Here is a 22,169-nt window from a genome sequence, read left to right on the forward strand (position 1 = left end):
TGTTTCCAGAACCTTGTGAAAAAAAGCTGATCCAAAAACGATCTGAGGCAGGCAGTCATGAGCAGATTTTTCATCGCGGCAGCGACCGCGTTGGCGTTGTCGGCGTGCAGCGGCGGGTCCAACCCCTTCGCCGAAGGCGGCTCCGGCACGGATACCGACACGGGCACAGATACCGGCACCGGGATCGACAGTGACCGTACGCTGCCGCCCGGCACCCCCTCGCCCGGCGCCGACAGCGCAATCTACCGCAGCGAGCCGACCTCGGAGGAGGATGCCTATGCCGGAAACGGCTATGCCAGCGACATCAGCTACGACTCGGCCAAGGACACCTTCACGGTGAACAACCTCGCCTTCGACGGCGACAACGAATATGCCCGCGGCACCAAGGTGAGCAGCCTGGCCAGCAAATACGCCGTCTACGAGGCCGACGACCTGGCCACCGATCCCGACAGCAGCAAGCCGATTTCCCAGTTTCGCCACCGGGCGATCTATGGCGTCAGCCGCAACGGCAGGGACAAGTTCGCCATCGTGCGCACCGGCGCCTATGTCGATTACGGCTTCGGCGGCTTCATCTACCAGCGCGACGGCGACGTCACCCTGCCCTCGACCGGGCAGGCGATCTACAACGGCGTGATGGCCGGCCTGCGCGACTTCAACGGCGCCGGCGGGCTGGAATACAGCACCGCCGATATCGAGATCGCCATCGACTTCGACGATTTCGACGAAACCACAGGCTCGCGCGGGGATGCGGTTTCGGGCGTCATCACCAACCGCCGCATCTTCGACATCGACGGCGCCGACATCACCTCCAACGTGCTGACGCGGATCGAGACCAGCGAGGGTATCACCCTGCGCAGCTATCCCACCGCGACCTTCAAGGTCGGGCCCGGCGTGATGGACGACAACGGCGAGATCCTGGGCGAGGTCAGCAGCTATTACACCGACAGCACCGGCGCGATCCAGGAATTCGAGACCGGCAACTACTATGCCATCGTCTCGGGCAACAACGCCAAGCGGATCGTCGGCGTCGTGGTGCTGGAAAACAGCGTCGATCCGATCGCCGACACGGTGCGCGATACCAGCGGCTTCATCGTCTACCGCTGAGGCGGCGGCGATGCCCACACTCCGCACCGGTGCGATCCGCGCATTGGCCTGCCTGTCGATGCTGGCGGCGCTGGCCCTGCCGCTGCGCGCGGCACCGGTGGAGCTTGCCCCCGACCAGCTGCGCCTGGCCGCGCTGATGGCACTGCGCACCGGTGACGCGCCGCGCGCGCTGCGGTTCTCCGAGGCGCTGCTGGGGCGCAATCCCGCCGACCGCACGGCGCTGATGCTGCGCTCCCGCGCCGCCCGCGACCTCGGCCAGTTCGCGCTGGCCAAGACCTCGGCCCGCGCGGCTTGGCGGCTGTCTGCGGACGATGCGCAGAAATATGCCTCCTCGCTGCTGATGGCCCAGGCGCTCAGCTCCGACGGCCATCGCACCCGCGCGCAATGGTGGCTGCGCCGCGCTGTCCAGCACGCCCCGACCGAGGCCGCCGAGCGCAAGGCGATCGGCGATTTCCGCTACGTGCGTGCACGCAACCCCTGGTCGACGCAGCTCTCCTTCTCGGTCACGCCGGAATCGAACATCAACAACGGCTCTTCCGCACGCTCCTCCATTCTCAACTACAAGCTGTCGGAACTGCTATTCGGCCAGCCGGTGGAATACGCATTGGGCGGCACCGCCCGCGCGCTCTCGGGGGTGGAATACGCGCTCGGGGTCACCACCCGCTACCGCTTCGCCGAGACCGAAGCGCGCGCGCATGACCTGATCCTCACCGCCGATCTGCGCAGCTACACGCTGTCGGGCGAGGCCAAGTCCATCGCCCCCACCGCCAAAGGCAGCGATTTCGCCTTTGCCACCTATACGCTGGGCTACGGTCACCGCGGGCTCAATCTCAAAGGCCGCGGCGAATACCGCGTCGTCCTCGACGGTGGCCAGAGCTGGTATGGCGGCGCCGAATACGCCCGCTTCGCAAGGGTCTCCGCCGGGCAATCCTACCGCCTGGCCTCGGGCGACCGGATCAACCTGCGGCTGGCCGGCGAACGCCAGTTCGGCATCGCCACCAGCGACAGCGACACGCTGCGCGCCGATCTGTCCTACACCACCCGCATCCGGAACGGCGCCACGCTCTGGACCGGCGCGACGCTGGCCGCCTCCCAGTCGCCCACCGCCGCCGACGAATACCGCGAGATCGCGCTGCGGACGCAACTGACGCTGGCCAAACCCGTGGTCGGCGCCACCCTCCAGATGGGCCTCTGGGCCCGCAACCGCAGCTATGATGTCTCGCCGCACAGCCCGGACGGCCGGCAGGAGGATCGCGTGCAGGCCGACCTGACCCTGATCTTCGACAAGATCGATTACTACGGCTTCAACCCCACGATGCAGCTCTCCGCCTCGCGCACCGACAGCAACATCGCGCTCTACGATGCCAACCGCATGGGCGTCAATTTCGGCATCCAGTCGGCATTCTGATCCCCTGCCTGCTCGACAAGCCGCCGCCCCGCATTAGACTGAACGCGTAAATGACACACGGGGGGAGCCGCTCAAATGGCGCTGACATACCTGCACACCATGGTCCGGGTGAAGGATCTGGAGAAATCCATGGCCTTCTATCACCTGCTGGGCCTGAAAGAGACCCGGCGCTTTGACAGCGACGCGGGCCGGTTCTCGCTGATCTTCATGGCGCCGCCGGAGCAGCCCGACTGCCCGATCGAGCTGACCTACAACTGGGATGGCGACGACGGGCTGCCAAGCGACAGCCGCCATTTCGGCCATCTCGCCTATGGCGTCGATAACATCTACGCGACCTGCCAGCACCTGATGGACAACGGCGTCACCATCAACCGCCCGCCGCGCGACGGCCGCATGGCCTTTGTCCGCTCGCCCGACAACATCTCGGTCGAGCTGCTGCAGAACGGCGAGGCCCTGGCCCCTGCCGAACCCTGGGCCAGCATGGAGAGCGCCGGCCATTGGTAAGGGCGGCGGCCCTCGCGCTGGCGCTGGCGGCGGGGCTCGCCGCGCCGCTGGCGGCGGCCGAATGCCGCCTGGCGCTGGTGCTGGCGCTGGATGTCTCCAGCTCGGTTGATGCGCAAGAGGACGCGTTGCAGCGCGGCGGGCTGGCCGCCGCGCTGATCTCTGCCCCGGTCGAGCGCGCGGTCTTCGCCAGCCCCCTGCCCGTCGCCCTCGCCGCCTATGAGTGGAGCGGGCGTTACAATCAGCACCTGCTCGCCGACTGGCGGTTGATCCACACCCGCCGCGACCTGCTGGAGCTGGCCGAGACGCTGGGCCGCTCCCGCCGCAGCCATAATGAATTTCCAACTGCCATGGGCTATGCGCTGGGCCATGGCGCGGGGCTGCTGACGCGCGGGCCCGATTGCCTGTTTCGCACCCTCGACATGGCCGGCGACGGCGAGAACAACGAAGGATTCCCGCCCGCCGCCGCCTATGCCGAGTTTCCCTTTGCCGGGGTCACCGTCAACGGGCTGGTGGTCAGCGCCCCCGACGACGGCGCCGAGATCGACCTGGTCGCCTGGTACCGCGATCACGTGCTGCACGGCCCCGGCGCCTTCCTTGAGGTGGCGCAGGGGTTCGAGGATTACGAACGCGCCATGCGCCGCAAGCTGCTGCGCGAGTTGCGCCCGCGCGCGGTCGGCGCCCTGCCCCGCCCCGCGTCGGGCCGGCCGGGATGATGCGGCGCCTACGCCTTGCCGCGTGCCTGGCCGGGATGCTCGCCCTGGCCCAGCCCGCCGTGGCGCAATGCCGGCAGGCGCTGGCGCTGGGGCTCGATGTCTCCGGCTCGGTCGATACGCGCGAATACCGGCTCCAGCTTGACGGGCTCGCCGCCGCGCTGATCGATCCGCGGGTGTCCCGCGCCCTGCTGTCGATGCCCGCCGCCCCGGTGCGGCTGGCGGTCTATGAGTGGAGCGGTCCGGGCTATCAGCGCCTGCTGCTGGACTGGACCGAGATCGCCGACCGCGCCACGCTCACCCGCATCGCCGCCGGTCTCGCCGCAACCGCCCGCCGGCCCGCGCCCCCCGGCACCGGGCTTGGCGCCGCGATGCGCCATGGCGCCCGCCTGCTGGCGGATCAGCCGGACTGCTGGCGGCGGACTCTGGATATCTCCGGCGACGGACGGCACAATCAGGGACCGCACCCGCGCGCGGTCAAGGCCGAGCTGCTGCCACAGGGCATCACGCTGAACGCGCTGGTCATCGGCGCCGACGCCCCGCGCGGCGACGACCGGCGTCAGGCCGATATCGGCGCGCTGTCGTCCTATTTCCGGGCCTGGGTCATCCTGGGGCAAGGGGCCTTCGTGGAAACCGCCCTGGGGTTCGAGGGCTACGGCGAGGCGATGGCCCGCAAGCTCCTGCGCGAGTTGGAGCTGCCCGTGCTCTCCGCCCTCGCCGCTCAGTAGATATAGCGGATCTGGTCGGTCCAATAGCGCTCGACCCGTTTCAGCGCGCCGGTGATATCCTCCACCCCCGCCGCCGTCATCACGCCCTTCTGCTCCAGCCCCTCGGCATGGCGCAGGAACAGCGCCTCGACCACGTCGCGGATCTCACGCCCGCTGCGTGTCAGCCGCACCCGCACCGCGCGGCGGTCAATCTCGCAGCGCTGGTGGTGCATGTATCCCATGTCCACCAGCTTTTTCAGGTTATAGCTGACGTTGCTGCCCTGGTAATAACCGCGGCTCTTCAATTCGCCCGCCGTCACCTCATGATCGCCGATGTTGAACAGGAGCAACCCCTGCACCGCGTTTATCTCCAGGATGCCGACCCGCTCGAACTCGTCCTTGATCACGTCCAGCAACAACCGGTGCAACCGTTCGACCAGCGCCAGCGCCTCCAGGTAGCTGTTCATGAACCCCTGCCGCGAGGCCAGGCTCATCTGCATTTCCATACTCATACATCCCTCCGACACAAGCTGCTCTGGTCGGAGGGTGACGGCAAATCGCCAAAAATCGGTTAAATCTCGATGGATCTTTTGCGGGGCGGATCTACCTCTGGAAGGTTCCCGCGATCTCCTGCACCAGCGGGCCATAGGGCGCCGGCGTCTCGATCTGGCCGGTCACCCACTTGTAGAGATCCTGGTCATTCTCCTCCAGCAGCGCCTCGTAAAGGTCCAGCGTCTCCGGCGCCATGCCCGCGAGCTCGCGCTCGGCATAGGCCTGCAGGATCAGGTCCATCTCCTTGATCCCGCGCCGCATGGACCGCATCTTCAGCCGCTTGATACGGATGTCGCGCATCTCGCTCATGCCTCGGCCCGCTCTGCCTGTTCCACGATCAGCCGCAACCGTTTTTCCAACCGCGCCGCGCGCTCGGAATTGGCCCGCATTTCCGAGCGGATCGCGCGCAGCTCGGCCAGGATCGCCGACAGGTCCTGCGCCTCGGTGGTCTCGTCGGCCGGGCTGGCCGTGCCCTCGCCCTCGCCGGTCAGCAGCCACATGATCGACACGTTGAGAAGCCCGGCCATCATCGACAGCTTGTTGGCGCGCGGCTCCGACAGATCCTCTTCCCAGCTGCGCACGGTGGTCTTCTTGACCCCCAGCCGCCGGGCCAGCTGTGCCTGGGTCATATCGGCCGCATCACGGGCGCCGGCAACCCGGTCCCCGAAGGTGGCCGCCTCCGGTCCATACCAATCGGTTTCAGTGTCGTTCATGCTTCTCTCTCCGGTGATCCGGCGCGGGTTGATCGCCAATCGGCCGCACCCTATGACAGTCAGGTACAACATACAAACCGAGGCCCGCCATGAGTTTCCTGTCCACGACCCTCTCTCGCGTCAAACCGTCGCCGACGGTCGCGGTCAGCACCCTTGCGCAGGAACTCAAGGCCGCCGGGCAGGACGTGATCGGCCTCGGCGCGGGTGAGCCGGATTTCGACACGCCGCAGACCATCAAGGACGCCGCCGTCGCGGCCATCGCCGCCGGCAAGACCAAGTACACCGCCCCCGACGGCATGCCCGAGCTGAAACAGGCGGTCTGCGACAAGTTCGCGCGCGAGAACGGCCTCAGCTACACGACCAAACAGATCAGCGTCGGCACCGGCGGCAAGCAGATCCTTTACAACGCGCTGATGGCCACGCTGAACCCGGGCGACGAGGTGGTGATCCCCGCCCCCTACTGGGTCAGCTACCCCGACATGGTGCTGCTGGCCGGGGGCACCCCGGTGCCGGTGGAAACCACGCTGGAAAACCGCTTCAAGCTGACCCCGGAACAGCTTGAGGCCGCGATCACCCCCAGGACAAAGTGGTTCATCTTCAACTCGCCCTCGAACCCCACCGGCGCCGGTTATACCCGCGAAGAGCTCAAGGCGCTGACTGACGTTCTCATGCGTCACCCGCATGTCTGGGTGATGACCGACGACATGTACGAACATCTCACCTATGACGGTTTCGAATTCTGCACCCCCGCGCAGGTGGAACCGGCACTTTACGAGCGCACGCTGACCTGCAACGGGGTCTCCAAGGCCTATGCCATGACCGGCTGGCGCATCGGCTATGCCGGCGGCCCGGAGCATCTGATCGCCGCGATGCGCAAGATCCAGTCGCAATCCACCTCCAACCCCTGCACCATCAGCCAATGGGCGGCGCTGGAGGCGCTGAACGGGCCGCAGGATTTCCTTGCGCCAAACAACGCCATCTTCAAACACCGCCGCGACCTTGTCCTCGCCGCGCTGAACGCGATCGACGGCATCACCTGCCCGACGCCCGAGGGGGCGTTCTATGTCTACCCCTCCATCGCCGGGCTGATCGGCAAGACCACGCCCAGCGGCACCCTGATCGACAACGACGAGAGTTTCGCCAAGGCGCTGCTGGAGGACAAGGGCGTCGCCGTGGTGTTCGGCGCGGCCTTTGGCCTGTCGCCCAACTTCCGGATCAGCTACGCCACCTCGGACGAAAACCTGAAGGAGGCCTGCGCCCGCATCGCCGCCTTCTGCGCGGATCTGGGCTGAGGAGGTCGGAAATGGAGCTGCCGAAATACTACTTCCGGGTGCGCGACAACGGCGCCTTTGTCTTTCGCGTCGATACCGAGAACCGCGACCGCCGCGTCGAAATGGACCAGATCGCCGCGATCAACATCCGCAACGGCGAGATCAAGCCGCACGGCGACCGCAGCCTGAGCGAGGAAGACCTGGAGCATATCAAGGGCTGGATGGCCGAACGGTCCGAAGTGCTGGCCCGGCGCGACATCGACGACATCCTGCGCACGGTCGATCACCTCAACCTCACCGCGCACTGGGCCCAGACCCGGGCCAGCGCGGCCCAGCTCGAGGCGGTCACGGACGCGCTTCTGCTGGCCATGCACGACCTGCGCACGGTGCTGGTGCGCAAGAAGGCCGACCGCCTGACCAAGAGCGACAAGGACTGACCCGGCGCAGCGCCGTCAGGATCAGAACGCGTTGAAGGTCATCGTGGTCAGCGACCGTTCGATCCCGTCGATATCCAGCAGGTGATCGTTGATGTACTTGCCCACATCCGCGTCGGCCGGGATGTAGAGCTTCATCATCAGGTCGTATTCGCCGCTGGTGGAATAAAGCTCGGAGTGGATCTCGCGCAGCGCGATCTTCTCGGCCACGCGGTAAGTGGTGCCGGGCTTGCAACGGATCTGGATGAAAACGCAGGTCGACATGGGGGGAAACCTTCGGGGGATGTTTGGCCGTCAAACTGGCATGGCGGCGGGTCGGGCGCAATCCCCGCCCGGCCCTTGCCCCGCGCCTATCCTGCCGCCCGGTCGCGTATCCACCCGTTCAGCCGCCACGCCCCATAGGCCAGCGCGATGGCGATCAGTCCGGCCACGACAACCGTCCCCGCCGCGGCCTCCAGCCGTTCGAAATACTGGGTGTAAAGGTGGATTGCGCCAAAGGTGACGGCGGTGTTGAACACCGCGCGGCGTGTCGCCATCGCCGCCCACAGCCCGACGCCAAGGATCACCACGGCCCAGACCAGCGCATAGGCATCGCTTGAGATCACGGTGGCATCGGCCTGAAACGCCGCCCGCGCCGCCTCATAGGCTGCCACAGCGCTGTCATCTGCGCGCCAGCCGGGATCGGCGCTGAAATCCGACCAGCGCGGCCCCCAAAGGTGATATCCGACCCGATCCCCCCAGAGCGACCCGATCCAGAACGCCATGTTCATCCAGATAAAGGCCAACCGCCCCAGAATCACCGCATGCCGCCCGATCCGGTCCGGCTGGCTGCGGATCAGCCACAGGCAGAGCCCGGCCAGCAGCGCCATCTGCAGCACCGTCAGCGTCGATTCATAGATTGCCAGGCCGTACGTGCCGGTCTGGTAGAAACTGCGCGACGACAGCGCGACCGCCAACATCGGGATCGACAGCGCCGAGACCAGCCGGATATCCAGCGCCACGCCGCACAGGATCAGCACCGCGGCGGCATAGTGATACAGGATCCACGGCGGCACCCCCGCCAGAAATGCACCCAACGGCTCGCTCAGCATCCCGGTCAGATGCGCCGCCACGCCCAGACAGGTCAGCCATCCGGCCAGAAACCGCAACCGCCCCGGCCCCCGACGCCAGACCGCATAGGCCCCCAGCCCGATCGGCAGACCCAGCACCGCGGCGATACCGGCGCTGCCACTCGCCTGCACGCCCCAGCCCACCGCGCCGCCGACCAAAAGCACCGCCCCGATCACCGCCGTCGCGTTCGACAGCAGCCGATAGGTCTCCGGCGCCCGCAGCAACGCCACCGCCCCGGCCAGCATGACCACCGCGCCCAGCGCCGTGATCTGCGCCATATCCTCCAGAAAGGCCGCCAGGCCGCCGATCACCGCGAGGATGCCGGCGAACAGCACGATATTGACGGCAAATGCCATCATGTCCTCGCGCGCGCGGCGGGCAATCTCATCGGCCTGCGCGGGGCTCAGCACCCCCTCACGGACCAGCACATCGGTATCGGCAAGGTATCTCATGCGCCATCATGACCGGGATCGCGGCAGAAATGGAAGCGGTTTTGCCGCCTTGCATACTCTTGGCCTTGGCCGACCGCGCGCCTATAAGGGGCGCGCATCACAGGAGCGCCCCCATGCGACAGGCCCGCATCTCCCGCAAGACGGCGGAAACCGATATCACGGTTGAACTGACCCTCGACGGCACCGGCCGGTATGACAACGAAACCGGTGTCGGATTCTTCGACCACATGCTCGACCAACTGGCGCGCCATTCACTCATCGACATGACTGTGCGCGCCAAGGGCGATTATCACATCGACGATCACCACACGGTCGAGGATGTGGGCATCGCGCTGGGACAGGCGCTGGCGCAGGCGCTGGGCGACAAGAAAGGCATCCGGCGCTATGGCGAATGCCACCTGCCGATGGACGACGCGCAGGTGCGCTGCGCGCTCGATCTCTCCGGTCGGCCTTTCCTGGTGTGGAACCTGGATCTGCCGACGCCCAAGATCGGCAGTTTCGACACCGAGCTTGTACGCGAGTTCTTCCAGGCGCTCAGCACCCACGGCGGCATCACCCTGCACGTCGACCAGTTGCACGGGTTCAACAGCCACCACATCGCCGAGGCCGCGTTCAAAGCGGTGGCCCGCGCCCTGCGCGTGGCGGTCGAGACCGACCCGCGCAAATCCGACGCGATCCCCTCGACCAAGGGCGCGCTCTGAGCGCACCCGGCGCCCCCCATCTGCGAGGAAGGCAAACCATGCTGACCGCCATCATCGACTATGAAAGCGGCAATCTGCACTCTGCCGAAAAGGCCTTTCAGCGCATGGCGCGCGAGGTCGGCGGCGGCACCGTGGTGGTGACCGCCGACGCCGACGTGGTGGCCCGCGCCGACCGCGTGGTGCTGCCCGGCGACGGTGCCTTTCCCGCCTGCGCGCAGGCGCTGCGCGGCCAGTCCGGCCTGTTCGAGGCGCTGGTCGAGGCGGTCGAGACCCGCGGCCGCCCGTTCCTCGGCATCTGCGTCGGCATGCAGCTCATGGCGACCTGGGGCCGCGAATACGAGGATACCCGGGGGCTTGACTGGATCGGCGGCGAAGTGGTCAGGATCACCCCCTCTGATCCCACGCTCAAGGTGCCGCACATGGGCTGGAACGATCTGGTGATCGACCATCCCCACCCGGTGCTCGACGGGATCGAAACCGGCGATCACGCCTATTTCGTGCACTCCTACCACTTCCGCGTCTTTGCGGCGCAAGAGCGGCTCGCGCATGTGGACTACGGCGGCGACGTCACCGCCATCATCGGAAAGGGCACCATGCTGGGCACCCAGTTCCACCCGGAGAAAAGCCAGCAGACCGGGCTGCGGCTGATCGGCAACTTCCTGCGCTGGCGGCCCTGACCGGTCCGCCCCGCGACGGGGTCAGTTCACCCGCGCCCAGACCTGCGATTGGCACACCGGACCCAGACAGCCCTTGACCGTCATCCGGTCGCCGCGCACCTGCATGGTGCCCTTGTAGGTGCGGTTGTGGGCGGGCACGAAGGCATGCCCCTTCCACACCCCGGTGCCCGCCGGGGTCATGTCCCAGAACACCCGCACCCCGAGGTTCGGTGTCTCCACCCGGCGCCCCTGGCCGTCAAAGGTCCGCGCAATCACCCCGCAGGCCGCAGCACCGCAGGGCCGCGCCTCGATATGGGCGACAATACCTTTCGCGTCCGGCGGCGTCAGCCAGGTGCCCAGCGGCGTGTCGGCCCCGGCCAGGGCCGGCATCACCGCCACGCAGGCGCCGGTCAGGTATATTTTCAGATTTTCGATCATTCGCACCAACATCACTCCCTTCAGCGACACTGGCCCGATCTGCCGTCTGTCCCGGCCCGGCAGAACAAAGCCGAACGCACATTACACGCGTCCGGCCCCCTCCGGCAAAATATTTTCATCGCCCCCGCGCCCCTCGGCGCAAAGGCGCCGACGCCCTATTTCACACGTTTCCAGGTCTGCTTCGAACAGATCAGCCCGCCCGCGACGCAGCCGCGCAGCGCCAGGCTGTTGCCCTTGAGGTCCATCTTGCCGATGTAGATCTTGTCGTTCGAGGGGCGCCAGACCTTGCCCGCGTAATGCCCGTCGCCCTGCGGCACCATGCCGATCACCAGCGTCTTGCCCTGGTTCTCGGACACATAGGGCCCCGAATCGTTGAAGCTCTGCGCGATCACCCCGCAAAAGGCATCGCCGCAGGGCGAGATGTCGATATGCGCGTATGAGCCGTCATCCACTTCGGTCTTCCAGGTGCCCTCCAGCGGATCGGCGGCCAGCGCCGCCCCGGCCAGCCCCAGGGCCGCAATGGCCCCCAAAATGATTGGTTTGATAATCTGTTGCATCGAAAATCCTCCTGTTCGCCTTACACTGACCCGCTGCCCCGAGTCGGGCAAGGCTGACCCGGGGCCGCGTTGCAATTTCCCGCGCACAAATGCATGAGGGCGCGGGAAACCGCCATTCCCCGCAGCCGAACACCGCAAAAGGCCCGCCGATGATCCTCTACCCCGCCATCGACCACGCGATACACCCGGCCGACCCCATTTTGCAAAAGGCGTTCAATCGCTCGCGCGCTTTTCGGCATAAAGGCGCCCGAGGCTCAGTTTAACCGTTCAAAGGTCCGTTTCGAACAAAATAACCCACCCGCAACGCAGCCACGGACAAGAACGCTGTTGCCCGATAGCACCATCTCGGCGTCAAAGGTTTTGTCGTTGGAGGGCCGCCAGACCTTGCCCGTGTAGCGCCCTTCGCCCTGCGGCACCATGTCAATGATTAGCGCCTTACCCTTGTTTTTCGACTGAAACTCCCCCCATTTGCCGAAGGTCCGCGTAATCACACCACAAAGTGCAGCGCCGCAAGGTGATATGTCGATATACGCGTAGGCTCCTCTGTCTTTGCCGGTCTTCCATTTGCCCTCCAACGGGTCTGCAGCCAGCGCCGCACCGGCGAGCCCGAACGCCCGAGTCTGGCAAGGCTGACCCGGGGCCGCGTTGCAATTTCCCGCGCGTCGGTGCATGAGGGCGCGAAAATCGCCATCCCCCACAGCCGAACACCGCGAAAGGCCCGCCGATGATCCTCTACCCCGCCATCGACCTCAAGGACGGACAGGCCGTGCGCCTCCTGCGCGGCGACATGGACAAGGCGACCGTCTTCAACGACGACCCCGCCGCCCAGGCCCGCGCCTTTGTCGCGGCCGGCTGCGACTGGCTGCATCTGGTCGATCTCAATGGCGCCTTTGCCGGCGCGCCGGTCAACGCCGCCGCGGTCGAGGCGATCCTCGCGGCCTGCGACGTGCCCGCCCAGCTCGGCGGCGGCATCCGCGACATGGCCACCATCGAGGCCTGGCTTTCCAAGGGGCTGGCCCGCGTCATCCTCGGCACCGTGGCGGTCGAAAACCCCGACCTCGTGCGCGAGGCCGCCCGCGCCTTTCCCGGTCAGGTCGCCGTTGGCATCGACGCGCGAAACGGCATGGTGGCGACCAAGGGCTGGGCCGAGGAAACCGACGTCAACGCCACCGATCTGGCCCGCTCCTTCGAGGATGCCGGCGTCGCCGCCATCATCTACACCGACATCCAGCGCGACGGCGCCATGCAGGGCCCGAATGTCGAGGCGACCGCAGCACTCGCCCGCGCCGTCTCGATCCCGGTGATCGCGAGTGGAGGAGTCAGTTCCATCGCCGACCTCGTCGCCCTGCGCGACTGCGGCGCGGCGCTGAACGGCGCGATCTCGGGCCGGGCCCTCTATGACAGGGCGATCGACTTGAAAGAGGCGCTGACGGTGCTGCGCGGCTAGGGCGGCGCCTCCGCCGACAATCCGTGCTAGCCTGCCCGCATGGCCCGCCTGATCCACCTTGTCTTCGCGCTGCTGGTGATCGGCCCGATCCTGATCTGGCTCTGGGCGGCCGCCGGCGTGCTGACGCTGGCCAATGGCTTCGGCTGCACCATCCACGAAGGCTTTGCCACCCCCTGCCTGATCGCCGGGACCGACTGGGGCGAGGCCGCCTATACCCTTGGCCTCCTGGCCGCCTGGGGGCCGCTGATCTTCGCCCCGGTGGTGATCGGTTCGGCTGCGCTCTGGGGGCTCTTCGCGCTGGTTCGGGCCTTCCTGCGCCGCCGGGCCCACCGCGCCTGCCCCCAACCTGACCCCGCGATACCGCGGGGCCAGGATGCGCCCGGTCCGCCGCGTCAGGCGCGGGCAGACCGGGACGGGACCGGCGCGTAATCCATGTCGCCGGTCACCTGCGGATCAATTCTCGGGCAGCAGGCCCGCGGATTGCGCGGTCTCCACCTCCGTCATGTCCACCTCGCCGTCGCCGTTCTCGTCGATCTCGGCAAAGGTGTCTTCGGTCATGTCCGAAACAGCTGCCTGCAGCTCTTCCAGCGAATAGCTGCCATTGCCGTCAACGTCCTGCTCGGCTGTCAGCGCCTGTACCGCCAGCGGGCTGGCGATCAGCGCGGCAAGGGCAACCGATTTCAGGGCAAACGTCTTCATGACAACACTCCTTTTATAGTCAGTTTGTCCGCGACTCCCGGACCATCCGGTGAGTCGTGAGCGGACGCTACGCCGGCTTTTCGTTCTCCGCGAGAGGGAAAACGAGGGCCGCCCAAAACACCGGCAAAACATTGCCATAAAACCAAAAATTCCGGGCGGTCCGCCGCCCGGCGGATGCCGTGATCGGATCTTTGCCGACCCGCATACCCGCTGCGCGCGACTTCCGGCGCATCGCCCGCTCTGCCCGCGGCGCCCCATTGACCCGCCGCCCGAAACCGGCCGCCGCCGCTGGGCAGGAAACCCCCCGCCTGAGGCGATCCACCCACTGGCCCGGCGCTGCGGATCGTGCTCCCCTGTCGCCCGCAAGCACCCCCGTGAGGCCCCCGATGACCGCAGTCCCCCTGCCCCGCCACGCCCGTATCTGGGGCCGCGTGCAACCGGGCGATTTCCTCGACAATTACACCGTGAGCACCCCGCTCACCCCGCGCGCGGCGCTCGACTTCGCCCTGCGCTCGCCCGCCTGGGTCCGCACGCTCCTGCGCCTGCGCGACGCGGTGGTGGGCCCCTTCGGCCTCAAGACCGCCGCGGACGACGCCCGAACCGGATTCCCGGTGGAATATGAATGCGACGAGGAACTCATCGTCGGCATGGACGACCGCCACCTGGATTTCCGCATCACCGTGCTGAAATCCGAAGGCACGGTCCATATCGCCACCTGGGTGCACCGCAACAACGCGCTTGGCCGGGCCTATCTCGCGCTGATCACCCCGTTCCACCGGCTGATCCTGCGCAGCGCCATCCGCCGCATCGCCGCCGCCCGATAGGTAGGGCTGGCTGCCCCCTTTCCCCCCTGCCCCCCCGGCGCTATGAAGGCGGCAAAGGAGCGGCCCCATGTTGAAAACCCGCATCATCCCCTGCCTCGACGTGGCCGACGGCCGTGTGGTCAAGGGCGTCAACTTCGTCGATCTGGTCGATGCCGGCGACCCGGTCGAGGCCGCCCGCGCCTATGACGCCGCCGGCGCCGACGAGCTGTGCTTTCTCGACATCCACGCCACCCATGAAAACCGCGGCACCATGTACGATCTGGTCCAGCGCACCGCCGAGAAATGCTATATCCCGCTGACCGTGGGCGGCGGCGTGCGCACCCGAGAAGACGTGCGCGCCCTGCTTCTGGCCGGCGCCGACAAGGTCAGCTTCAACTCCGCCGCCGTGGCCGATCCCGATGTCATCGCCGAGGCCGCCGAACAGTTCGGCAGCCAGTGCATCGTCTGCGCCATCGACGCCAAGACCATCGAGACCGACGACAACGGCGTCGGCACCCGCTGGGGCATCTTCACCCATGGCGGACGCAAAGCCGCGCTCGACGCCGACGGCAACCCGATCGACGCGGTGGAATTCGCGCGCACCGTGGTGGCCAAGGGCGCCGGGGAAATCCTGCTCACTTCGATGGACCGCGACGGCACCCGCGCCGGCTTCAACCTCGCCTTGACCCGCGCCATCGCCGACGCGGTCGACGTGCCGGTGATCGCCTCCGGCGGCGTCGGCACGCTCCAGCACCTCGTCGATGGCGTCACCGAGGGGCACGCCAGCGCGGTTCTGGCCGCCTCGATCTTTCACTTCGGGGATTTCACCATTCGCGAGGCCAAGGACTACATGGCCGCCGCCGGAATCCCGATGCGGATGGAGTTCGCCTGATGCATATCCTCGATCAGCTCGCCGCCACCATCGCCGAACGCGCCGAGGCCGACCCCGACAGCAGCTGGACCGCCAAACTGCTCGCCAAGGGCCCCGAGAAATGTGCCGAGAAATTCGGCGAGGAGGCCGTCGAGGCCATCATCGAGGCGGTCAAGGGCGACCGCACCCGCCTCACCTCCGAGGCCGCCGACGTGCTCTATCACCTGCTGGTGATGCTGCAATCGCGCGACGTGCCGCTCTCCGACGTGCTGGGGGAACTGGCCCGCCGCCAGGACATCAGCGGCATCGACGAGAAGGCCACGCGCAAGGGCTAACCGCTCCTCCCGCCTCAATGCTTGACCTTGCCTCCCGCCGCCGGATACCCAATCCGGGAGAGCGAGAGGGAAAGAGCAGATGAACCACCAACCCGGCGCGCGGGGCGGCCCGCGCCTGCCCGTGATCGAAACCGTCAACGCCTTTGTCGCGTTCCTCTTCGCCGCCTCCGCCCCGGTTGCCATCATCCTCGCCGCCGGTGCGCGCGGCGGGCTCAGCGACACCGATCTCGCCTCCTGGATCTTTGCCGCCTTCACCCTCAACGGCGCGCTGACCATCGGCATGTCTTACGCCTTCCGCCAGCCGCTGGCGTTTTTCTGGACCATCCCCGGCACCGTGCTGGTGGGCGCCGCGCTGCAGTCGCTGTCGCTGCAAGAGGTGATCGGCGCCTACCTTCTCACCGCGCTTCTGCTGCTGGTGCTCGGCCTCACCGGCTGGGTGCGCGCGGCGATGGCGCGGCTGCCGATGCCCATCGTCATGGGCATGGTCGCCGGGGTCTTCGTCGAGTTCGGGCTCGACTGGGTCCGCGCCTTTGAAACCGACTTCGCTCTCGTCGCCGCCATGAGCACGGCCTTCTTCGCCCTCACCGCCCTGCCGAGGCTGCAAAAGTTCCTGCCGCCGATGATCGTGGTGCTGGTGGTGGGCCTCACGGTGCTGGCGCTGCAGGGCGGCGGCGCGGCCCTGCCCGAGGCCACCGGCCCGGTGCTGGCCCGCCCCACGCTCTACACGCCCGTCTTCTCGCTTGCGGCGGCGCTGGAACTGGTGGTGCCACTCGCCATCACCGTGATCGCGGCGCAGAACGCGCAGGGCATCGTCATCCTGCGCCAGTCCGGGCACGAACCGCCGGTCAGCGCGATCACCACCGCCTGCGGCGCCGCCTCGGCGGTCACTGCCCTCTTCGGCTGCGTCTCCACCTGCCTCACCGGCCCGTCCAACGCCATCCTGGTTTCCGGCGGCGCGCGCGAGCGCCACTGGATCGCCGCCGTGCTGCTGGGCCTCTTCGCCATCCTCTTCGGCCTGTTCGCGCCGCTGGTCACCACGCTGCTGCTGGCCACCCCCGCCGCCTTCCTCGCCACCCTGGCCGGGCTGGCGCTGCTGCGCACGCTGCAGGCGGCGTTCCAGACCTCCTTTGCCGGCACCTTCTCGCTGGGCGCGCTGGTCGCCTTCCTCGTCACCATGGCCGGGCTGCCGGTCTTCAACATCGGCGCGCCGTTCTGGGGCCTCGTCTTCGGCGTGCTGACCAGCCTGCTGTTGGAGCGCGAGGCCTTTGCCAAACACTGAAAGGGGCGCAGCCATGCCGGACTTCGACATCGCCGTGATCGGCGCCGGGATCGTCGGAACCTCCACCGCGCTCTGGGCAAGGATGCGCGGCCACCGGGTGCTGCTGGCCGACCCCAATCCGCCCGGCTCGGGCACCAGCTCCGGCAACGCCAGCACGCTGGCCACCTATGCCTGCCTGCCGGTCAACGACCCCTCGGTGCTGACCGGCCTGCCGAAACTGATGGTCAGCCGCGACAGCCCGCTGGCGGTCTCCTACGTCCACGCCCTGCGCAACCCGCGCTGGATGCTGTCGTTCCTGGCCAATTGCCGCGCCGCCCGCTCCCGCGCCATCGCCGGGCATCTGGCCGATCTGCTGAGCCACGCCGACGCCGGGCTGAACCCGCTGATCGCCGAGGCCGGGGCCGAGGATCTCGTCGTCGCGCGCGGCCAACTCTCGATCTGGTCCACCGACGCGGGCGCCGAGGGGGCCGAAGCCGGCCTTGCCCTGCGCCAACAGCTCGGCATCCCCTTTACCGAACTCTCCCCGGAGCAGGCCCGCGAAATGGAGCCCGGTCTGCGCCTGCCCATCGAACGCGCGGTGCATTTCCCCGCCGCCCGCCATATCCGCGACCCCGAGGAGCTGGTGCGCCGGATGCACGCCCGGTTCCTCCAGCTTGGCGGCACATGGCGGCAATCCACCGTCACCAGAACCCGCGCCCAGGACAGCGGGGTCGAGATCACCCTCGACGACAGCACCTTTACCGCCGGGCACGCGGTGCTGGCCGCCGGCGCCTTCTCCAGACGCATCAAGGGCGCCGGCGCCGAACGCCTGCCGCTGGGCACCGAGCGCGGCTATCACCTGCTCTACGCCGGCGAGGCCGCCCGCGTCACCCGCCCGGTCGGCTGGGGCGAGGGCGGCTTTTACGCGGTGCCGATGGCGCGCGGGCTGCGGCTGGCCGGCACGGTCGAGATCGCCGCGCTGGACGCGCCCGAGAACGCCGGGCGGCTGGGCTACATCGCTCGCAAGGGGGCCGAGATGCTGGGCCCCCTGCCCGCGCCCGACAGCCATTGGCTGGGCTTTCGCCCGACCATGCCCGACGCGCTGCCCGTGATCGGCCCCAGCCCGGCCTCGGAACGGATCATCCACGCCTTCGGGCACCAGCACCTCGGCCTCACGCTCGGCGGGATCTCGGGGCGTATCGTCACCGACCTGGCCGAGGGGCGCCAACCCAACCTCGACATCACCCCGTTCCGCCCGGACCGCAGCTTCGCGCCGCTGTAAGCGCACACACCGCCGCCCGGCACGGAACCCTGGGTCGCAGGCCCGCTTCGCCCGGACGCAGGCCGGGCCGCGCCCGCCTCTCGGCGATTGCGAGCAATCGCCTGTCGGCAGGGCATTGCAACGCAATGCCCGAGAGACCCTCCCTCCCCGGGAGGGCGCCCCGTCGCCGTTGCGCGCCAAAGCAGCGATTGGCAGCGCGGCGCCGCGTGGCATCGATCATAAGTGCCGGCGCCCACCCAGGGTCGGGAGCACCCCTCCTTGCGCGGCTCGTCCCCCTCACCCGAACCGCAACGTGGTCGCAACTACGCCCGCCTGCGCGTTGATGTGTATCAAACCGCCCGCCGCAGCCCAGCCGCGTCTCCCCGCTTACCGCGCCTACCGGCCCCCCTCCCACGTGACCGGCTCCAGCCGGAACAGCGCCGCCAGTTGCGCATAGATCGCCGGGTCCTCGCGTTCCAACTCCACGGGTTTCTCGAAAAACGCCTCGACCGCCACCGCAAAGAACTCCTCCGGCCCCTCCGCGCCATAGGCATCCAGAACCGTCCGGTGCCCCATCTGCACCTGCCGCACATGCGCCTCATAGGCCGGGCCAAAGGCGCGGGCCCAATCCGCGAACCTCTGCTCCGGGTCGAGGATCGGAACCCCGTCGGTATGACCGGAAAGATCGTCGATCTGGTGGGCGAATTCGTGAAACACCACGTTGTGCCCGTCCCGGTCGTCCAGCGCCCCCTGCTGGCTGTGCGCCCAGGACAGCACCACCGGCCCCCGCGACCAGCTTTCGCCGGTGCGCACGATCTCGCGCTCGGTCACCACGTAACCGTTATGCTCGGCCTGCCGCGACTTGAACGCCCCGGGATAGAGCAGGATCGTGGTCAGATGCCTGTACCAGGTGTCGCTATTGACGACGAGAAGACAGGCCTGCGCCGCGATCGACAGCCGCATTTCCTCGGTCACCTCCAACCCGTTGCAGCCGACGAAATCGACCTGGTCGAGGAACGCGTTGATCTTGCCCTCCAGCTTGCTGTGCAACTGCTGGGGCAGCTTGCGGGTCAGCGGAACCTGCTCGGCGACGATGGCGCGCTGGTCGTCGGAAAGCGGCGTCTCCAAAAGGGTCTCGCGCCCCCTGCGCCGGGACCAGGTGCGATACCCTAACACGCCAGCCGCCGCGACCAGGAGAACGAGAAAGATCAAGGGGGTCATGGGCGCCGCTCTGAAAAGGGGAACAATACATCCAAGACCTAGAGATCGGCGCGCCGAAAACAACCGCCGACTCACCCGCCCTTAACCGCCGTGACCGCCCCGTCCGTTGCGCAACGGGGCAAAATCCCCCGTTCCGTACAAAATCGTCGACGAATCCCCCGTTCCGCCACTTTGCGTATCTCGCCTGTGATTCCGAAACGTACAGAACGCCCGGCAAACTCCCCGATCCGCGCGCTCCGCCGCGACGCCCTGCGTCGGCCCGGCCACAACGCCGGGAAATCCCGCCGCGCAAACCCCCGGCGTTAACCGCCCTTGCGGCCCCGCGCGTTGCGGATGTTTCAAAGCTTGGAGGAGATTACCCCGGTGGCGAAACCGCCCATCCGCAGCTCGCCGAACAGGCGCTGATACTCGATCTTGGGGCAGCGGTTCTGAATCACCGTGACGCCGCGCGCCTCGGCCTTCGCGGCGGCCTCGGGGTTCTCCACCCCGATCTGCATCCAGATCGTCTGCAACGCGGGAAAGGCCTCCAGCGCCTCGTCAACGATGGGCGGCACCGCCTCGGAGCGGCGAAAGATGTCGACCATGTCCACATCGCCCTCGATCTCCGGCAGGCTGGCCACAACCGTCTGGCCGAACAGCGTTTTTCCCGCTTGGCCGGGGTTGACCGGCACCACCTTGTAGCCCTTGAGCGTGAGATAGCGCGCCACGTAATAGCTCGGTCGCACCGGGTTCATCGACACCCCCACCACCGCGATTCGCTTGGTGCGGGTGAGAACCTCTTTCAGCAGGGCATCGGAATACGCGGTCATGGGTCACCCTATAGCCGGGTCAGCGGCCAGAAAAAAGCGCCCAAAGCGAAATTGCTAAGGGCGCTCAGTGTGGAACGAGGGACAGTGAAATGACACGCGGCAGTTCCGGTCCGCGGTCATTGTGTGATTTAGGCACCATTCCACGAAAAAAAAGGGATGCTCGCATTTTCGTGAGAATTTCGCCCCTACCGCCCCAGCGGCCCCGGCCAATTTGCATCGCTCAACACAATATATTGTGCCGGATCTTGCAGCCAAACCTTCATGTAGGTGTGATTGTGGATCAGGTACAATTTCCCATCCACGATCTTCCACGCCTCCGGATTTGTCCCCGAGGCCTGTCCCTTCGACATCGCAAAGGCACAGTACCCGCCGTACTGCGGCGCATAAGCCCTTGGATTCGCTTCGAAAATCTCACGGTTTTTCCGGGTCGCGAACAACCAGACCGCCCCCTTCCACATCACCGCAAAATCCGGCCGCCCCTGCACCGCCCCCCCCTCCGTGAAATACGCCACCGTGTCATACCCCCCAATCGCCACCCCCTGCCTGGTATAGAATACCGGCATCTCGGCCAGCGCCATGGAAGGCAGCAGCAGGGAGGCCAGGACAGACAGGAACAAGCGGCGGTGCATGGCGTTTCGGAAACCGTTGAGGATTGCACCAAAATGCCCTCCGAAACCCGGCGTGCAAAGCCCCGCTGACGTTGTTGTGATGGATGCGGAGCGGCGCGTGCCCCGCACGCCTCAGTCGAAGATGTCCTCGACCAGGTCCCAGGCCTCGTCCAGCACGCGGGTCATGAGACCCTTTCTTCGCTCGGGTTTCTTCCGTTTCGCCGGTTTCGGCCGGCGGGACGGCGCAGAGGCCGGTCCGGTAACCTTGTCGGCGCGCAGCATCTTCAACTCGCGCAACGGCGCGCCGCAGCCCGAACAGCTCAACTCGTGCCGGTCCTTGCCGCTCAGCGCCAGCACCGCGCGGGTGCCGCAATAGCAACAGGTGGCGATCTTGGGTCCGTGTGGAATCGGGCTGGCCTCGCGTGTCCGGGTCGGTCGATCAGTGGCTCAGAGAGGCATATAGGGCGATCGCAGCGGCATTGGAGACGTTGAGAGAGCCGAATCCGCCGGCTGCGTCAATCTTGACCAAATGATCCACGGTGTCCTTGGTCTTGGGGCGCAGGCCCGGCCCTTCGGCCCCCAGCACCAGCGCCACGGGGCGGTCGCGGAGCCCGTCCAGCGCGGCCTCGATGGTCTGTTCGGCCTCGCCATCCAGCCCCAGCACCAGGAACCCCATGCCCTGCAACTCGGTGATCGCCTCGGACAGGTTGCGCAGCCGCAGATAGGGCTGGCGTTCCAGTGCACCGCTGGCGGTCTTGGCCAGCGCGCCGGTCTCGGGCGCGGAATGATGCCGCGTGCCGATCACCGCGCTGGCGCCCAGCACCTCGGCGCTGCGCAGGATGGCGCCCACGTTATGCGGGTCGGTCACCCGGTCGAGCAGGATCACCCGCGGCGGCATCCCCTCGGACGCGCGCCCGATGCAGAACTCGGCCAGGCCGCCCCAACCCAGCGGCTTGACCTCAAGCGCCGCGCCCTGATGCACTGACCCGGGGTCGATCGGCGCGGTAAAGCTGCGCGGATCGGCCATCTCCGGGGTGATCCCGGCCTCGGCAATGGCCTCGGCCAGCTTGTCCTGCGCGTTGCGGGTGACGATCAGGCGCAGCTTTTCCCGACGCGGGTTCATCAGCGCGTCACGCACCGCGTGCAGGCCGAACAGCCAGACCGTTTCAGAGCCAGCCGCCTTGCGGGCCTGCTCTTTTTCGACCACCCATTTGGGTTTCTTCATCCTCGCCCCCACATCCGAAAACCGGGGCCCGGACAGGGCCCGCGGGGCGGCGGATTTTCCTGTTGACGCCCCTTGAGCGCGCTTGTAATCACGCCTGCACATCCGGCGCAACCGCGCAGGTGGATGGGCGACAGGCCGCAAGGTGTGGCAGGGGACTGTAACTCCCTCGCGGAGACGCACGCCTGGTTCGATTCCAGGGTCGCCCACCATTCCCTCCCTCTCCGTTTTTCCGGCGAAGACTTTTTCCGGCGAAGACTTTTTCCGGCGATGACCTTTATCCGACGTTGGCCTTCCGCCGCGCAGCGGGGATTTTCC

At 67.3% G+C, this 22,169-nt stretch carries 30 protein-coding genes and 1 tRNA gene; 17 read left to right on the forward strand and 14 right to left on the reverse strand.

Annotated features, from left to right (window positions below; translation table 11 throughout):
- Positions 1–57 precede the first annotated feature (57 nt).
- The 5 genes from P1U75_RS03755 to P1U75_RS03775 all read left to right on the forward strand — a co-directional run bounded on the left by P1U75_RS03755 (position 58) and on the right by P1U75_RS03775 (position 4,454).
- Positions 58–1,104 carry a hypothetical protein gene (locus P1U75_RS03755; RefSeq protein ID WP_300239992.1) on the forward strand — a complete coding sequence of 349 codons (1,047 nt, stop codon included), beginning with the start codon at positions 58–60 and terminating at the stop codon, positions 1,102–1,104.
- Between the two features lie 10 nt (positions 1,105–1,114).
- On the forward strand, positions 1,115–2,512 hold the full coding sequence (locus tag P1U75_RS03760; protein WP_300239994.1) for a surface lipoprotein assembly modifier: 1,398 nt from the start codon (positions 1,115–1,117) through the stop codon (positions 2,510–2,512).
- Between the two features lie 75 nt (positions 2,513–2,587).
- Positions 2,588–3,016 carry a VOC family protein gene (locus tag P1U75_RS03765; protein ID WP_300239997.1) on the forward strand — a complete coding sequence of 143 codons (429 nt, stop codon included), beginning with the start codon at positions 2,588–2,590 and terminating at the stop codon, positions 3,014–3,016.
- The gene (locus tag P1U75_RS03770; RefSeq protein WP_300239999.1) at positions 3,010–3,729 is read left to right on the forward strand and encodes a DUF1194 domain-containing protein; all 720 of its coding nucleotides are present in this window, start codon (positions 3,010–3,012) and stop codon (positions 3,727–3,729) included. Before P1U75_RS03765 ends, P1U75_RS03770 begins: the two co-directional genes overlap by 7 nt.
- Positions 3,726–4,454: a DUF1194 domain-containing protein gene (locus P1U75_RS03775; RefSeq protein WP_300240001.1), complete on the forward strand. Its 729-nt coding sequence runs from the start codon at positions 3,726–3,728 to the stop codon at positions 4,452–4,454. The genes P1U75_RS03770 and P1U75_RS03775 overlap by 4 nt, the downstream gene beginning before the upstream one ends.
- Here P1U75_RS03775 and P1U75_RS03780 read toward each other — a convergent pair.
- The 3 genes from P1U75_RS03780 to P1U75_RS03790 all read right to left on the reverse strand — a co-directional run bounded on the left by P1U75_RS03780 (position 4,448) and on the right by P1U75_RS03790 (position 5,698).
- Positions 4,448–4,945, reverse strand: coding sequence for a winged helix DNA-binding protein (locus P1U75_RS03780; protein WP_300240004.1), 498 nt, complete (start codon positions 4,943–4,945; stop codon positions 4,448–4,450). The genes P1U75_RS03775 and P1U75_RS03780 overlap by 7 nt on opposite strands.
- Positions 4,946–5,036: 91 nt before the next feature.
- Positions 5,037–5,294: a succinate dehydrogenase assembly factor 2 gene (locus P1U75_RS03785; protein ID WP_300240006.1), complete on the reverse strand. Its 258-nt coding sequence runs from the start codon at positions 5,292–5,294 to the stop codon at positions 5,037–5,039.
- Positions 5,291–5,698 carry a helix-turn-helix domain-containing protein gene (locus tag P1U75_RS03790; RefSeq protein ID WP_300240008.1) on the reverse strand — a complete coding sequence of 136 codons (408 nt, stop codon included), beginning with the start codon at positions 5,696–5,698 and terminating at the stop codon, positions 5,291–5,293. The genes P1U75_RS03785 and P1U75_RS03790 overlap by 4 nt, the downstream gene beginning before the upstream one ends.
- 89 nt (positions 5,699–5,787) lie before the next feature.
- Between P1U75_RS03790 and P1U75_RS03795 the strand changes: the two genes are divergently transcribed.
- Positions 5,788–6,990 carry a pyridoxal phosphate-dependent aminotransferase gene (locus P1U75_RS03795; RefSeq protein ID WP_300240010.1) on the forward strand — a complete coding sequence of 401 codons (1,203 nt, stop codon included), beginning with the start codon at positions 5,788–5,790 and terminating at the stop codon, positions 6,988–6,990.
- Between the two features lie 11 nt (positions 6,991–7,001).
- A complete protein-coding gene (locus P1U75_RS03800) occupies positions 7,002–7,406 on the forward strand; it encodes a hypothetical protein (protein WP_300240012.1) in 405 nt (134 codons plus the stop codon).
- 21 nt (positions 7,407–7,427) lie between these two features.
- Here the strand turns inward: P1U75_RS03800 and P1U75_RS03805 are convergent, their stop codons facing one another.
- Both P1U75_RS03805 and P1U75_RS03810 read right to left on the reverse strand, forming a co-directional pair.
- On the reverse strand, positions 7,428–7,667 hold the full coding sequence (locus P1U75_RS03805) for an Lrp/AsnC ligand binding domain-containing protein (protein WP_300240015.1): 240 nt from the start codon (positions 7,665–7,667) through the stop codon (positions 7,428–7,430).
- Positions 7,668–7,753: 86 nt separating this feature from the next.
- The gene (locus P1U75_RS03810; protein ID WP_300240017.1) at positions 7,754–8,965 is read right to left on the reverse strand and encodes a hypothetical protein; all 1,212 of its coding nucleotides are present in this window, start codon (positions 8,963–8,965) and stop codon (positions 7,754–7,756) included.
- A 113-nt stretch (positions 8,966–9,078) separates the two neighbouring features.
- Here P1U75_RS03810 and hisB point away from each other — a divergent pair, with 113 nt between their 5' ends.
- Both hisB and hisH read left to right on the forward strand, forming a co-directional pair.
- Entirely contained in the window at positions 9,079–9,666 is a 588-nt protein-coding gene (hisB, locus tag P1U75_RS03815; protein WP_300240019.1) for an imidazoleglycerol-phosphate dehydratase HisB, read from the forward strand.
- 38 nt (positions 9,667–9,704) lie between these two features.
- On the forward strand, positions 9,705–10,343 hold the full coding sequence (gene hisH, locus P1U75_RS03820) for an imidazole glycerol phosphate synthase subunit HisH (RefSeq protein ID WP_300240021.1): 639 nt from the start codon (positions 9,705–9,707) through the stop codon (positions 10,341–10,343).
- A gap of 21 nt (positions 10,344–10,364) precedes the next feature.
- Here the strand turns inward: hisH and P1U75_RS03825 are convergent, their stop codons facing one another.
- The 3 genes from P1U75_RS03825 to P1U75_RS03835 all read right to left on the reverse strand — a co-directional run bounded on the left by P1U75_RS03825 (position 10,365) and on the right by P1U75_RS03835 (position 12,015).
- Positions 10,365–10,760: a DUF2147 domain-containing protein gene (locus P1U75_RS03825; RefSeq protein WP_300240060.1), complete on the reverse strand. Its 396-nt coding sequence runs from the start codon at positions 10,758–10,760 to the stop codon at positions 10,365–10,367.
- Between the two features lie 155 nt (positions 10,761–10,915).
- Positions 10,916–11,317, reverse strand: coding sequence for a DUF2147 domain-containing protein (locus P1U75_RS03830; protein WP_300240023.1), 402 nt, complete (start codon positions 11,315–11,317; stop codon positions 10,916–10,918).
- A gap of 254 nt (positions 11,318–11,571) precedes the next feature.
- Positions 11,572–12,015, reverse strand: coding sequence for a DUF2147 domain-containing protein (locus tag P1U75_RS03835; protein WP_300240025.1), 444 nt, complete (start codon positions 12,013–12,015; stop codon positions 11,572–11,574).
- A 26-nt stretch (positions 12,016–12,041) separates the two neighbouring features.
- Here P1U75_RS03835 and hisA point away from each other — a divergent pair, with 26 nt between their 5' ends.
- Both hisA and P1U75_RS03845 read left to right on the forward strand, forming a co-directional pair.
- The gene (gene hisA, locus P1U75_RS03840) at positions 12,042–12,764 is read left to right on the forward strand and encodes a 1-(5-phosphoribosyl)-5-[(5-phosphoribosylamino)methylideneamino]imidazole-4-carboxamide isomerase (RefSeq protein ID WP_300240028.1); all 723 of its coding nucleotides are present in this window, start codon (positions 12,042–12,044) and stop codon (positions 12,762–12,764) included.
- A 39-nt stretch (positions 12,765–12,803) separates the two neighbouring features.
- A complete protein-coding gene (locus P1U75_RS03845; protein ID WP_300240030.1) occupies positions 12,804–13,193 on the forward strand; it encodes a hypothetical protein in 390 nt (129 codons plus the stop codon).
- A gap of 24 nt (positions 13,194–13,217) precedes the next feature.
- Here P1U75_RS03845 and P1U75_RS03850 read toward each other — a convergent pair whose 3' ends face one another.
- A complete protein-coding gene (locus tag P1U75_RS03850) occupies positions 13,218–13,463 on the reverse strand; it encodes an EF-hand domain-containing protein (protein WP_300240033.1) in 246 nt (81 codons plus the stop codon).
- Positions 13,464–13,849: 386 nt separating this feature from the next.
- Between P1U75_RS03850 and P1U75_RS03855 the strand changes: the two genes are divergently transcribed.
- The 5 genes from P1U75_RS03855 (at position 13,850) to P1U75_RS03875 (ending at position 18,012) form a co-directional block, all read left to right on the forward strand.
- The gene (locus P1U75_RS03855; RefSeq protein ID WP_300240034.1) at positions 13,850–14,287 is read left to right on the forward strand and encodes a DUF2867 domain-containing protein; all 438 of its coding nucleotides are present in this window, start codon (positions 13,850–13,852) and stop codon (positions 14,285–14,287) included.
- A 67-nt stretch (positions 14,288–14,354) separates the two neighbouring features.
- Positions 14,355–15,158 (forward strand): imidazole glycerol phosphate synthase subunit HisF, encoded by an 804-nt coding sequence (gene hisF, locus P1U75_RS03860; RefSeq protein WP_300240036.1) that lies wholly within the window; start codon positions 14,355–14,357, stop codon positions 15,156–15,158.
- Positions 15,158–15,472, forward strand: a complete 315-nt coding sequence (locus tag P1U75_RS03865; RefSeq protein ID WP_300240038.1) for a phosphoribosyl-ATP diphosphatase — start codon at positions 15,158–15,160, stop codon at positions 15,470–15,472. The genes hisF and P1U75_RS03865 overlap by 1 nt, the downstream gene beginning before the upstream one ends.
- A gap of 79 nt (positions 15,473–15,551) precedes the next feature.
- On the forward strand, positions 15,552–16,751 hold the full coding sequence (locus P1U75_RS03870; RefSeq protein WP_300240041.1) for a benzoate/H(+) symporter BenE family transporter: 1,200 nt from the start codon (positions 15,552–15,554) through the stop codon (positions 16,749–16,751).
- Positions 16,752–16,764: 13 nt separating this feature from the next.
- Positions 16,765–18,012, forward strand: a complete 1,248-nt coding sequence (locus tag P1U75_RS03875) for an FAD-dependent oxidoreductase (protein ID WP_300240043.1) — start codon at positions 16,765–16,767, stop codon at positions 18,010–18,012.
- A gap of 375 nt (positions 18,013–18,387) precedes the next feature.
- Here the strand turns inward: P1U75_RS03875 and P1U75_RS03880 are convergent, their stop codons facing one another.
- The 5 genes from P1U75_RS03880 to rlmB all read right to left on the reverse strand — a co-directional run bounded on the left by P1U75_RS03880 (position 18,388) and on the right by rlmB (position 21,854).
- On the reverse strand, positions 18,388–19,212 hold the full coding sequence (locus P1U75_RS03880; protein ID WP_300240046.1) for a M90 family metallopeptidase: 825 nt from the start codon (positions 19,210–19,212) through the stop codon (positions 18,388–18,390).
- 338 nt (positions 19,213–19,550) lie between these two features.
- Positions 19,551–20,021: a CoA-binding protein gene (locus P1U75_RS03885; protein WP_300240049.1), complete on the reverse strand. Its 471-nt coding sequence runs from the start codon at positions 20,019–20,021 to the stop codon at positions 19,551–19,553.
- A gap of 185 nt (positions 20,022–20,206) precedes the next feature.
- Entirely contained in the window at positions 20,207–20,638 is a 432-nt protein-coding gene (locus tag P1U75_RS03890; RefSeq protein ID WP_300240052.1) for a YHS domain-containing (seleno)protein, read from the reverse strand.
- Positions 20,639–20,761: 123 nt separating this feature from the next.
- Positions 20,762–20,986, reverse strand: coding sequence for a hypothetical protein (locus P1U75_RS03895; RefSeq protein WP_366914952.1), 225 nt, complete (start codon positions 20,984–20,986; stop codon positions 20,762–20,764).
- An 82-nt stretch (positions 20,987–21,068) separates the two neighbouring features.
- Positions 21,069–21,854 (reverse strand): 23S rRNA (guanosine(2251)-2'-O)-methyltransferase RlmB, encoded by a 786-nt coding sequence (rlmB, locus tag P1U75_RS03900; protein WP_300240055.1) that lies wholly within the window; start codon positions 21,852–21,854, stop codon positions 21,069–21,071.
- A gap of 125 nt (positions 21,855–21,979) precedes the next feature.
- Here rlmB and P1U75_RS03905 point away from each other — a divergent pair.
- Positions 21,980–22,063: transfer RNA gene (locus tag P1U75_RS03905), tRNA-Tyr, on the forward strand.
- Positions 22,064–22,169 lie beyond the last annotated feature (106 nt).

The sequence above is a fragment of the Antarcticimicrobium sp. genome (assembly GCF_029212575.1).
Classification (GTDB): domain Bacteria; phylum Pseudomonadota; class Alphaproteobacteria; order Rhodobacterales; family Rhodobacteraceae; genus Antarcticimicrobium.

Bases quoted from the DNA above. Each gene is read 5' to 3' on its own strand.
- P1U75_RS03880 (WP_300240046.1), bottom strand. From the start codon at position 19,212: ATGACCCCCTTGATCTTTCTCGTTCTCCTGGTCGCGGCGGCTGGCGTG.
- P1U75_RS03885 (WP_300240049.1), bottom strand. From the start codon at position 20,021: ATGACCGCGTATTCCGATGCCCTGCTGAAAGAGGTTCTCACCCGCACC.
- P1U75_RS03870 (WP_300240041.1), top strand. From the start codon at position 15,552: ATGAACCACCAACCCGGCGCGCGGGGCGGCCCGCGCCTGCCCGTGATC.
- P1U75_RS03845 (WP_300240030.1), top strand. From the start codon at position 12,804: ATGGCCCGCCTGATCCACCTTGTCTTCGCGCTGCTGGTGATCGGCCCG.
- P1U75_RS03790 (WP_300240008.1), bottom strand. From the start codon at position 5,698: ATGAACGACACTGAAACCGATTGGTATGGACCGGAGGCGGCCACCTTC.
- P1U75_RS03855 (WP_300240034.1), top strand. From the start codon at position 13,850: ATGACCGCAGTCCCCCTGCCCCGCCACGCCCGTATCTGGGGCCGCGTG.
- P1U75_RS03775 (WP_300240001.1), top strand. From the start codon at position 3,726: ATGATGCGGCGCCTACGCCTTGCCGCGTGCCTGGCCGGGATGCTCGCC.
- P1U75_RS03795 (WP_300240010.1), top strand. From the start codon at position 5,788: ATGAGTTTCCTGTCCACGACCCTCTCTCGCGTCAAACCGTCGCCGACG.
- P1U75_RS03865 (WP_300240038.1), top strand. From the start codon at position 15,158: ATGCATATCCTCGATCAGCTCGCCGCCACCATCGCCGAACGCGCCGAG.
- hisB (WP_300240019.1), top strand. From the start codon at position 9,079: ATGCGACAGGCCCGCATCTCCCGCAAGACGGCGGAAACCGATATCACG.
- P1U75_RS03785 (WP_300240006.1), bottom strand. From the start codon at position 5,294: ATGAGCGAGATGCGCGACATCCGTATCAAGCGGCTGAAGATGCGGTCC.
- hisH (WP_300240021.1), top strand. From the start codon at position 9,705: ATGCTGACCGCCATCATCGACTATGAAAGCGGCAATCTGCACTCTGCC.
- P1U75_RS03800 (WP_300240012.1), top strand. From the start codon at position 7,002: ATGGAGCTGCCGAAATACTACTTCCGGGTGCGCGACAACGGCGCCTTT.
- rlmB (WP_300240055.1), bottom strand. From the start codon at position 21,854: ATGAAGAAACCCAAATGGGTGGTCGAAAAAGAGCAGGCCCGCAAGGCG.
- P1U75_RS03810 (WP_300240017.1), bottom strand. From the start codon at position 8,965: ATGAGATACCTTGCCGATACCGATGTGCTGGTCCGTGAGGGGGTGCTG.
- P1U75_RS03825 (WP_300240060.1), bottom strand. From the start codon at position 10,760: ATGATCGAAAATCTGAAAATATACCTGACCGGCGCCTGCGTGGCGGTG.
- P1U75_RS03830 (WP_300240023.1), bottom strand. From the start codon at position 11,317: ATGCAACAGATTATCAAACCAATCATTTTGGGGGCCATTGCGGCCCTG.
- P1U75_RS03850 (WP_300240033.1), bottom strand. From the start codon at position 13,463: ATGAAGACGTTTGCCCTGAAATCGGTTGCCCTTGCCGCGCTGATCGCC.
- P1U75_RS03780 (WP_300240004.1), bottom strand. From the start codon at position 4,945: ATGAGTATGGAAATGCAGATGAGCCTGGCCTCGCGGCAGGGGTTCATG.
- hisA (WP_300240028.1), top strand. From the start codon at position 12,042: ATGATCCTCTACCCCGCCATCGACCTCAAGGACGGACAGGCCGTGCGC.
- P1U75_RS03805 (WP_300240015.1), bottom strand. From the start codon at position 7,667: ATGTCGACCTGCGTTTTCATCCAGATCCGTTGCAAGCCCGGCACCACT.
- hisF (WP_300240036.1), top strand. From the start codon at position 14,355: ATGTTGAAAACCCGCATCATCCCCTGCCTCGACGTGGCCGACGGCCGT.
- P1U75_RS03875 (WP_300240043.1), top strand. From the start codon at position 16,765: ATGCCGGACTTCGACATCGCCGTGATCGGCGCCGGGATCGTCGGAACC.
- P1U75_RS03765 (WP_300239997.1), top strand. From the start codon at position 2,588: ATGGCGCTGACATACCTGCACACCATGGTCCGGGTGAAGGATCTGGAG.
- P1U75_RS03755 (WP_300239992.1), top strand. From the start codon at position 58: ATGAGCAGATTTTTCATCGCGGCAGCGACCGCGTTGGCGTTGTCGGCG.
- P1U75_RS03760 (WP_300239994.1), top strand. From the start codon at position 1,115: ATGCCCACACTCCGCACCGGTGCGATCCGCGCATTGGCCTGCCTGTCG.